Below are 10,228 nucleotides of genomic sequence, written 5' to 3'. Positions count from 1 at the left end.
GGGCCGCCGCCGAGGCGGTCCGCGCGGCGATGGTGTCGGCCGCCCAGGTGGTCGACGGTCTGCGCGGCCAGGCCGCCCGGGTGCTGGCCGCCGAGTCGGCGGCGCGCGCGGTCGTCGACCCGGACCGCCGCGCGGAGATCACCAGCATGATCATGGGCCTGGTGAGCGCGATGACGACCGCCGCGAACGCTCTCGACGAGATGCTGGCCGCGGCCAGTGACCTGCTCGCCTCGACACCGTCGGCGCTGTCGCCGGCGGGGCCGGGGATGCCGGGGATGGGGCGCGGCGGCGAGCTCGAGCGAGGGACCGCAGCCCTGCGCGGCTTCGCCGACGGCCTGCGCGAACTCATGCGGGATGGTTCAGGCCCGTAGCCGCAGGCTTCAGGCCCGTAGCCGCAGGCCGCGGGGCGTGGGGTGGAAGCCGGCGCGTTCCAGGGCCTGCCCGAGTTCGCTGGCGCGCAGCTCGCTGGTGAGCACGGCCTGGCCGTCGGCCTTCTCCACGGACAGCTGCCCCAGCCAGCCGTCCCGCACGGCGAGCGCGAGGGCGTCGACCGCCGGCTGTACCCGTCCGGGGCCGTCGGTCCAGGTCAGCAGCGTCCGGCCGCCGCGTTCGACGTACAGCGCCAGTTCGCCGTCGACGAGCACGACGAGCGCGCCCGGCGTGCGTCCCGGCCGGTGTCCCGAAGAGCTGGCCGGCCAGGGCAGGGCGGCGCCGTAGGGGTTCGCCGGGTCGGTCGCGGCGAGCACGGTCGCGCCGGACGTCGCCGGCGTCGCCCGCAGCCGGTCGACCGCGCCGGGGACGGCGAACTGGGCCGCGCCGAGGGATTCCACGAAGTAGCCACGTCTGCACTGCCCGTTGTCCTCGAAGGCGGACAGGACGCGGTACACCCCGGCGAAACCGCCCGGGAGCCCCTCGGCCGTGACCGCGCCGCGGGTGACGATCCCGTACCGGTCGAGCAGCGTCCCGGCCTGCGCGTGGGCGCGCAGGGTCAGGTCGGGATCCCGCTCGGGCAGCAGCGACCAGCGGCCGGCCACCGTCGGCGGGCCGGTCCGTGACGGCATGCGCGGGCGGGGGACAGCCGGGCGGGAATAGCGGACCGGGCGTAACCGTGGGCTGCGCCGGGCGGTCGGATGGCTGCCGCGGCGGGCGGCCAGCGAGGCCCGCAGCGGGGCGAGGCTGTCGTTGGTGACCAGGCCCGCCCACACCAGATCCCACAGCGCGGCCGCGAGCGCGGCGTCGTCGAGGCTGGTGACCCGGTCGGAGAGGGTCCGGAAGAACAGAGCGGCCCCCGCGTCGAGGGCCTCGAGCACGGCGGCGTGCAGCGGGGTGCCCGCCGCGTCCGGGGCGGGTGGTGGCAGCAGCAGGGGGGCGCTGTCGGCGAGGACCAGGGCCAGCCAGCCGTCGTTGCCGGGCAGCCCGCCCGCGCCGGCCCACAGCACCTCACCGGACACGCACAGCTCGTCGAGCATCCCCGGCTGGTAGTCCGCCACCCGGGCGGGCAGGATGAGCTGCTCCCAGGCGCTGGCCGGCATCAGCGCGCCCTGCAGCTGCTCGATGGCCCGCAGCGCCGCGTCGACGCCGTGGCTGCCGCCGTGCGCGCCGTCCCGGCCGTGTGAAATCCCCTGCCAGGCGGGCAGGAAGCGGCCGAGGGCCGCCGTCGGGGCGGGTTCGACGTCGCGGCGGGAGGCGGCGAGGCTGCGTCGGCGCAGTATCCGTAACACCGTGTTGTCACACCACTGCTCTCCGGTGTCTCCCGGGCGCAGCTCGCCGCGGACGAGCCGGCCGGTGGCGAGCATCCGCTCCAGACCGGCGGTCACCACCGCCACCCCCAGCCCGAACCGGTCGGCGGCCGCCTCGGCGTCGAACGGGCCGTGTGTGCGCGCGTAGCGGGCGAGCAGATCGCCGAGCGGGTCGCGGACCGTTTCGGTGAAGGCCGTCGGCACCCCGGCCGGCACCGGGATGCCGACGGCGTCGCGCAGCCGGCCGGCGTCCTCGACGGCCACCCAGCGTTCCTCGCCGGCGATGCGTACCCGCAGCGCGCGGTGGGTGTCGGCGAGCTCGGCGAGGTGGGCCGGGGCCGCGCCGCGGGCCAGCGCCTCCGGCGTGCTGAGGTCGCCGACCACGCGCAGCAGGTCGGCGACGTCCTCGACGTCACGTGCCCGCCGGCCGGGTGCCAGGCGCTGCAGCTCGGCCTCCACCTGGGCGAGCACGGCCGCGTCGATCAGCTCCCGCAGGTCGGCCTGGCCGAGCAGCTGGGTGAGCAGGGAGCTGTCCAGCGCGAGCAGCTGGGCCCGGCGTTCGGCCAGCGGGGTGTCCCCGTCGTACATGAACGCCGCGACGTAGCCGAACAGCATCGAGCGGGCGAACGGCGAGGGTGCCGCGGTCTCCACCTCGACGACACGCAGCGTGCGGGCCGCGACCTGACGCATCAGCCCGGTCAGGGCGGGGACGTCGAAGACGTCCTGCAGACACTCCCGCATGGTCTCCAGCACCACGGGGAAGTCGTCGAAGCGGGCTGCCACCTCCAACAGGTGGGCGCTGCGCTGCCGTTGCTGCCACAGCGGCGTCCGGCGGCCGGGGGTGCGCCGCGGCAGCAGCAGCGACCGGCCCGCGCACTCCCGGAACCGGCTCGCGAACAGCGCGCTGGTACCGACCTCGGCCCGCACGAGCGCGTCGATCTCGTCGGGGTCGAACACGGCCACGTCGGCGGTGGGGGCGAGGCCGGCGTCCGGGATCCGCGCGACGACACCGTCGTCGCAGTGCATGATCTGCACCTCGACGCCGTAGCGGTCGCGCAGCCGGGCGGCGATGGCCAGCGCCCACGGCGCGGTCACCGGGGCGCCGACGGGCGAGTGGACTGCCAGCCGCCAGTCGCCGAGCTCGTCCCGGAAGCGTTCGACGACGATCGTCCGGTCGTCCGGCAGATGCCCGGTGGCCGCCCGCTGGTCGGCGAGGTAGGCGAGCAGGTTGTCGGTGGCCCACCCGTCGAACCCGGCCGCCCGCAGGCGCTCGCGCGCCGGCCCGGTGTCGAGGCGGGCCAGCTCGCGGGTGAAGGCGCCGATCTCGCGGCCGAGTTCGGCGGGACGCCCGAGCGTGTCGCCGTGCCAGAACGGCAGCTTGCCCGGCCGGCCCGGCGCCGGGGCCACCAGCACCCGGTCGGGGGTGATCTCCTCGATCCGCCAGCTCGACGACCCGAGCAGAACGACGTCGCCGGCCCGGGACTCGTAGACCATCTCCTCGTCCAGCTCGCCGACCCGGCTGGCCTTCTCACCCACCAGGAAGACCCCGAACAGGCCGCGGTCGGGGATGCTGCCGCCGCTGGTGACCGCCAGCCGCCCGCTGCCGGGCCGGCCGGTGAGGGTGCCGGTGGCCCGGTCCCAGACCAGGCGGGGACGCAGCTCGGCGAAGTCGTCGCTGGGGTAGCGGCCCGCGAGCATGTCCAGGACCGCATCCAGGGCGGACGGCGGCAGCGTCGCGAACGAGGCCGCCCGGCGTACCAGCGCGGCGACGTCGTCGACCTGCCAGGGGTCCATCGCGGCCATCGCCACGATCTGCTGGGCGAGCACGTCCAGCGGGTTGCGCGGATAGCGCAGCTGCTCGATCCCGCCGTCGCGCATCCGTTCGGCGACGACGGCGCACGACAGCAGGTCACCGCGGTGCTTGGGTATGATCACTCCGCGGCTGGCGGCCCCGACCTGGTGCCCGGCCCGTCCCACCCGCTGCATGCCGGCGGCCACGCTCGGTGGTGACTCGACCTGGACGACGAGGTCGACGGCGCCCATGTCGATGCCGAGCTCCAGGCTGGAGGTGGCCACGACCGCGGGCAGCCGGCCGGCCTTGAGATCGTCCTCGATGAGCGCCCGCTGCTGCCGGCTGACGCTGCCGTGATGCGCCCGGGCCACCTCCGCTGTGGCGAGGGTGTTCAGCTGGGCGCACAGCCGTTCGGCCAGCCGGCGGGAGTTGGCGAACACGATGGTCGAGCGGTGCGCGAGGACGAGGTCGAGGATCCGCTCCTCCACGGCCGGCCAGATCGACGCCGCCGGCCGCGTGTCGGTGCTGGGGCCGGTGAGCTGGGTCATGTCCGGCACCGGCACGACCACGTCGATCCGCAGGGTCTTGTCCGTGGACGGGCGGACCACCGTGACCGCGCGGGCGCCCCCGAGGAAGCGCGCGGCCTCCTCGGCCGGGCGCACCGTCGCCGACAGGCCCACCCGCTGGGCGGGGGTGTCCAGCAGCGCGTCGAGGCGTTCCAGGCTCAGGGCGAGATGGGCGCCGCGCTTGGTACCGGCCACGGCGTGCACCTCGTCCACGATGACCGTCTCGACCCCGCGCAGCGCCTCGCGCGCCTGGCTGGTCAGGATCAGGAACAGCGACTCGGGCGTGGTGATGAGCACGTCCGGGGGCAGCCGCCCGAACGCCCGCCGCTCGGCGGCGGGGGTGTCACCGGAGCGGATGCCCACCCGCACGTCAGGCTCGGGCCGGCCCAGGCGCGCCGCGGTGGCCCGGATCCCGGCCAGCGGGGCCCGCAGGTTGCGTTCGACGTCCACGGCCAGCGCCTTGAGCGGGCTGACGTAGAGCACCCGGCAGCGCCGGGAGGCGTCGGCCGGAGGGCCGGTGCGGGCGATGCGGTCCAGCGACCACAGGAAGGCGGCGAGCGTCTTGCCCGAGCCGGTCGGGGCGACGACCAGCACGTCGTCCCCGCGGCTGATCGCCTCCCACGCGCCGGCCTGCGCGGGGGTGGGCGCGGGGAACACGCCGGTGAACCAGGCCCGGGTGGGGGCCGAGAACAGCGTGAGAGGGGACGGCGCGGGCATGCCTTCGAGTCTGCCTGTCACGAGTCCGTCTGTCGGGAAGGGCAGACTTGCACCCGTGCGGCTGACCGAGTTCTGGGCGCGAATGAACAAGCAGTTCGGCTCCGGGTACGCGGAGTCGGTTGCCCGCGACCATGTTGTCGCCGGGCTCGGCGGGGCCACGGTCGAGGCGGCCCTCGCCCGCGGTGACGACGCCAAGGACGTCTGGCGGGCGGTGTGCGAGGAGTTCGGGGTGCCCGCGCGCGAACGCTGAGGCTCCATCCCGGGAGCCTCAGCGTGTCGACGGCGTGTCGATGATGCCATCGAACGCATGTTCGCCTACTGTGGATGTCGAGTAGCGAGGTGCCCCGGTGGGGTGAGAAAGGCTGTTGATCGTGGCTGCTTCGACCGTCCAGTTGTCCACAGGCGCGGCCCGGCGCTCGAAATTGTCGGACCCGCCCCCTACCGTCGCCATCGTGGCCAAGAATCGACGACCTCAGCCTGGAGTGACCCCGATGGCAGGACTCGACCGCGAGAAGGCGTTGGAGAACGCCCTCGCACAGATCGACAAGCAGTTCGGCAAGGGCTCGGTGATGCGGCTCGGTGACGACACCCGCCCACCGGTCCAGGTCATCCCGACCGGTTCCATCGCCCTGGACGTGGCACTCGGCATCGGTGGGCTGCCGCGTGGCCGCGTCGTGGAGATCTACGGTCCGGAGTCGTCCGGGAAGACGACCGTCGCGCTGCACGCGGTCGCCAACGCCCAGGCCGCCGGCGGGATCGCGGCCTTCATCGACGCCGAGCACGCGCTCGACCCCGACTACGCGGCCAAGCTCGGGGTCAACACCGACGCGCTGCTGGTCTCCCAGCCCGACACCGGTGAGCAGGCGTTGGAGATCGCGGACATGCTCATCCGGTCCGGCGCGATCGACATCATCGTCATCGACTCGGTGGCGGCCCTCGTGCCCCGGGCCGAGATCGAGGGTGAGATGGGTGACAGCCACGTCGGTCTGCAGGCCAGGCTGATGTCCCAGGCGCTGCGCAAGCTCACCGGTGCGCTGTCGCATTCGGGGACCACCGCCATCTTCATCAACCAGCTCCGCGAGAAGGTCGGCGTCATGTTCGGTTCGCCCGAGACGACCACGGGCGGCAAGGCGCTGAAGTTCTACGCCTCCGTGCGGCTGGACGTCCGCCGCATCGAGACCCTGAAGGATGGGGCGGATGCCGTGGGTAACCGTACTCGGGTGAAGGTCGTGAAGAACAAGATGGCCCCCCCGTTCCGCACGGCGGAGTTCGACATCGTCTACGGCGGCGGCATCAGCAGGGAGGGCTCGTTGATCGATATGGGGGTCGAGCACGGCATCATCCGCAAGTCGGGAGCCTGGTACACCTACGACGGCGACCAGCTGGGCCAGGGCAAGGAGAACGCTCGTTCCTTCATGCGGGACAACCCCGACATCGCCGACGAGATCGAGAAGCGAATCAAGGAAAAGCTCGGCCTGGTGCCGACGCTCGACGTGGATCCGGCGTCCCCGCCGCCAGCCGACCTGTGAAACAGGCCGCGGACCTGTGAAAGAGGCCGCGGACCCGGTCGCCAGAGCGCGGGAGATCTGTCTGCGTCAGCTTGAGGCCCGGCCGCGAAGCCACGCGGAACTGGCTGCCACCCTGGCGCGGCGTGGGGTGGATCCCGATACCGCGCGGGCGGTGCTGGCCCGCCTGGCCGAGGTGGGTCTTGTCGACGACAGGGCGTTCGCCACCGCGTTGATCTCCTCCGCGCGGGTGAACCGCGGCCTGGGGCGTCACGGGCTCGTGCACGAGCTGCGCCGTCGGGGGGTCGACGTGGAGGTCATCGCCGCGGCGCTCGCCGACCAGGACAACCTGGACACCCACGACGAGGAGGCCGCCGCGCGGGAGCTGGTGCGACGTCGTATGCCGGCGATGGCAGGGCTGCCGGCCCAGGTGCGCACCCGGCGTCTGGCCGCGTTGCTCGGCCGTCGTGGCTACCCGTCCGATCTTGTTGTGCGAGTGGTCACCGAGGAGGTCGCGGATGGTTCGCTTGACTAGCTTTTCTTGACCGTCCATGAGTCGCAGACCTACTCTCAGCAAAGGTGAGAGGGCTCCCGCGGTGACGCGGTTCCGATAGTGCGAAACAACTTCACACGAGGGCGGCTGGCCCGGATCGCGACGTCTGCGGACGCCGCCGCATCCGCGTGGGCTCAGGCGTTTGTCGGTGGCAACACGCCTTCACGAGTTCCGGAACAGCCCGTTTCGTGAGTCCCTCGCCGTTCCGGCCCGCTGATCGCGGGTCGATCCCGGCTGAGGGAGGAGGACCGATGAGCGTTCTCCTCGTCGTGCTTGCCGTCTGCGTGCTCCTGGGTCTGGGAGTAATCACGCTGCTCCTCCTGCGCGTCCTGCGTTCGGGAGGCGCTGACGCCGAGGTGGCGACGGCCGAGCCCGGCGAAGCCGCTGAGATCATCAGGCAGGCCGCCGGCCTGCGGGAGCAGACGGAGCGGGAGGCCGCGGACCTGCTCCGCCGCGCGGAGGAGAACGCCCGGGCGCTGCGGGAGCGGGCCGATGCGGAGCTGGCGCTGCGTGGCTCCCTTGTCGAGGCGAAGGCGCGCGAGGCCGGCCGGAAGTCTGCGGAGACCTTCCGGACGCAGGCCGAGGAGGAGGTGCGGGCGCTGCGGGCGGAGCTGCACGAGCGGGACGCCCGTCTCACCCAGCGCGAGCAGCGGCTGGAGGCCCGCGCCGCCGCCATGGATGAACAGGCCCGTCACATCGAGGCCAGGGACCACGACCTGGCGGCCCGGGAGGCCGAACTCGCCAGGCGGCGCGCGGAGGTCGTCGACCTGGAGGAGGAACGCCGCCGGACGCTGGAGGAGGCGGCCCGGCTCACCGCCGCCCAGGCGCGGGCCGAAATCGTCAAGGTCGTCGAGGCCGACGCCCGGCGGGACGCGGCCGTACTGGTCCGTGACATCGAGGCACAGGCCCGGGAGCAGGGTGAGGAACGGGCCAGGAAGATCGTTACGCTGGCCATTCAGCGGGTCGCCCTGGAGACGACCACGGAGTCGGTCGTCTCCGTCCTGCACCTGCCCAGCGACGAGATGAAGGGCCGCATCATCGGCCGTGAGGGGCGCAACATCCGGTCGTTCGAGTCGGTCACCGGCGTGAACGTCATCATCGACGACACGCCCGAGGCGGTACTGCTCAGCTGCTTCGATCCGGTACGCCGCGAAATCGCCAAGATCACGCTGGAGGCCCTGGTCGGAGACGGGCGGATTCACCCGCACCGCATCGAGGAGGAGCACGACCGGGCCAGGCGCGAGGTCGAGACGCGCTGTGTGCGCGCCGGTGAGGACGCGCTCATGCAGACCGGTATCGCGGAGATGCACCCCGAGCTGATCGCCATCCTCGGGCGGCTGCGGTACCGGACCAGCTACGGCCAGAACGTCCTGGCACACCTGATCGAGTCCGCGCACCTGGCGGGGATCATGGCTGCCGAGCTGCGGCTGCCGCCGGCGCTGGCCAAACGGGGCACCCTGCTCCACGACCTCGGCAAGGCGCTGACCCACGAGGTGGAGGGCAGCCATGCCCTCATCGGCGCCGAGATCGCCCGCCGCTACGGCGAGGACGAGGAGATCGTCCACGCCATCGAGGCGCACCACAACGAGGTCGAGCCGCGTTCGGTCGAGGCGGTGCTCACCCAGGCCGCCGACCAGATCTCCGGCGGACGGCCGGGGGCCCGCCGGGAGAGCCTGGAGTCCTACGTCAAACGGCTCGAGCGCATCGAGCAGATCGCCGGGGAACGCCCGGGGGTGGAGAAGGTCTTCGCGATGCAGGCCGGCCGCGAGGTCCGGGTGATGGTCGTCCCGGAGCAGGTGGACGACATCGCCGCGCACATACTCGCCCGTGACGTCGCCAAGCAGATCGAGGACGAGCTGACCTACCCGGGCCAGATCCGGGTCACGGTGGTCCGCGAGACCCGCGCCGTCGAGACCGCCCGATAGGGGCCGCCTGTCAGAGGTGGTGGAAAGTGTCTGTTGCGCCCGCGCCGTAGGCTGGCTGTGTGAGTCCCCGCAGTTACCAGGTCCGGACATTCGGATGTCAGATGAACGTCCATGACTCCGAGCGGATCGCCGGCATGCTGGATGCCGCCGGCTACGTGCCCGCGGCCACGGATGCCACGCCGGACGTGGTGGTGTTCAACACCTGTGCCGTCCGCGAGAACGCCGACAACCGGCTCTACGGCAATCTTGGCCAGATGTACCCGGCGAAGAAGCAGCATCCGGGCATGCAGATCGCGGTCGGCGGCTGTCTCGCGCAGAAGGACCGTGCGACGATCACCGAGCGGGCGCCCTGGGTGGATGTCGTCTTCGGCACCCACAACCTGCACCGGCTGCCCGTGCTGCTCGAGCGCGCGCGGCACAACGCGGCGGCCGAGGTCGAGATCGTCGAGGCGCTGGAGGTCTTCCCCAGCGCGCTGCCCTCCCGCCGCTCGACGCACCACTCGGCGTGGGTGAGCATCAGCGTCGGCTGTGACAACACCTGCACCTTCTGCATCGTGCCGAGCCTGCGGGGCAGGGAGACCGACCGGCGTCCGGGCGACGTCCTGGCCGAGGTCGAGGCGCTGGTCGCCGACGGCGTCATCGAGATCACCCTGCTCGGCCAGAACGTGAACTCCTACGGCCGGTCGCTGGGCGATCCCGGGGCGTTCGCGAAGCTGCTGCACGCCTGCGGGACGATCGAGGGGCTGGAGCGGGTCCGGTTCACCTCACCGCATCCACGGGACTTCACCGACGACGTGATCGAGGCGATGGCGACGGCCCCGAACGTCTGCCCGCAGCTGCACATGCCGCTGCAGTCGGGGTCGGACGCGGTGCTGCGGCGGATGCGCCGCTCCTACCGCCAGGAGCGCTTCCTGGGAATCCTCGAGCGGGTCCGGGCCGCGATGCCGCACGCCGCCATCACCACCGACATCATCGTGGGCTTCCCGGGCGAGACGGAGGCCGACTTCGCCGACACCCTGCACGTGGTGCGCCAGGCGCGGTTCGCCGGGGCCTTCACCTTCCAGTACTCCCCGCGGGCGGGCACCCCGGCCGCCACCATGGACGGCCAGGTCGACCCGGCCGTCGTGCGGGACCGCTACGAACGGCTCGTGGCGGTCCAGGACGAGGTCTCCTGGGTGGGCAACCGCGCGCTCGTCGGCCAGCCGGTGGAGGTCCTCGTCGTCGAGGGGGAGGGGCGCAAGGACGCCGCCACCGGGCGGCGTTCCGGTCGCGCCCGGGACGGCCGGCTGGTCCATCTGGGCGCGCCGTCGGCCACCCTGATCCGTCCCGGTGACGTGGTGCGGACGGCGGTCACGCGGGGCGCGCCCCATCACCTCGTCGCGGACGGCCCGCTGCTCGCCCACCGGCGGACCAGGGCCGGTGACCTGTGGG

Annotated in this window: 7 protein-coding genes and 1 pseudogene; 6 read left to right on the top strand and 2 right to left on the bottom strand. The window is 72.9% G+C overall.

The window, feature by feature from the left end:
* Positions 1-371 (top strand): annotated as a pseudogene (locus tag NBX02_RS18250) (hypothetical protein); the annotation flags it as partial.
* A 9-nt stretch (positions 372-380) separates the two neighbouring features.
* On the opposite strand, the gene NBX02_RS18245 reads toward NBX02_RS18250, so the two are convergent.
* The gene (locus NBX02_RS18245) at positions 381-4,814 is read right to left on the bottom strand and encodes an Lhr family helicase (protein ID WP_250292375.1); all 4,434 of its coding nucleotides are present in this window, start codon (positions 4,812-4,814) and stop codon (positions 381-383) included.
* A gap of 55 nt (positions 4,815-4,869) precedes the next feature.
* On the opposite strand from NBX02_RS18245, the gene NBX02_RS18240 reads away from it, so the two are divergent.
* Positions 4,870-5,064, top strand: a complete 195-nt coding sequence (locus NBX02_RS18240; protein ID WP_250285861.1) for a DUF3046 domain-containing protein — start codon at positions 4,870-4,872, stop codon at positions 5,062-5,064.
* Positions 5,065-5,082: 18 nt separating this feature from the next.
* Here the strand turns inward: NBX02_RS18240 and NBX02_RS18235 are convergent, their stop codons facing one another.
* Positions 5,083-5,265, bottom strand: a complete 183-nt coding sequence (locus tag NBX02_RS18235) for a hypothetical protein (RefSeq protein ID WP_250292373.1) — start codon at positions 5,263-5,265, stop codon at positions 5,083-5,085.
* A 40-nt stretch (positions 5,266-5,305) separates the two neighbouring features.
* Between NBX02_RS18235 and recA the strand changes: the two genes are divergently transcribed.
* From recA to miaB, 4 genes are all read left to right on the top strand, one after another.
* The gene (recA, locus tag NBX02_RS18230) at positions 5,306-6,343 is read left to right on the top strand and encodes a recombinase RecA (RefSeq protein ID WP_250285860.1); all 1,038 of its coding nucleotides are present in this window, start codon (positions 5,306-5,308) and stop codon (positions 6,341-6,343) included.
* Positions 6,344-6,359: 16 nt separating this feature from the next.
* The gene (locus tag NBX02_RS18225; RefSeq protein WP_250285859.1) at positions 6,360-6,854 is read left to right on the top strand and encodes a regulatory protein RecX; all 495 of its coding nucleotides are present in this window, start codon (positions 6,360-6,362) and stop codon (positions 6,852-6,854) included.
* Between the two features lie 269 nt (positions 6,855-7,123).
* Complete coding sequence (gene rny / locus NBX02_RS18220; protein ID WP_250292371.1) at positions 7,124-8,797, top strand: ribonuclease Y; 1,674 nt, start codon at positions 7,124-7,126, stop codon at positions 8,795-8,797.
* A gap of 101 nt (positions 8,798-8,898) precedes the next feature.
* A partial coding sequence (gene miaB, locus NBX02_RS18215) for a tRNA (N6-isopentenyl adenosine(37)-C2)-methylthiotransferase MiaB (RefSeq protein ID WP_250292369.1) occupies positions 8,899-10,228 on the top strand: 1,330 nt, incomplete at its 3' end.

The organism is Protofrankia sp. CiP1_Cm_nod1 (assembly GCF_920888515.1).
Classification (GTDB): Bacteria; Actinomycetota; Actinomycetes; order Frankiales; family Frankiaceae; genus Protofrankia.
Note: the sequence above shows the minus strand (reverse complement) of the source record. Positions and strands in the feature narration are given on the sequence as shown.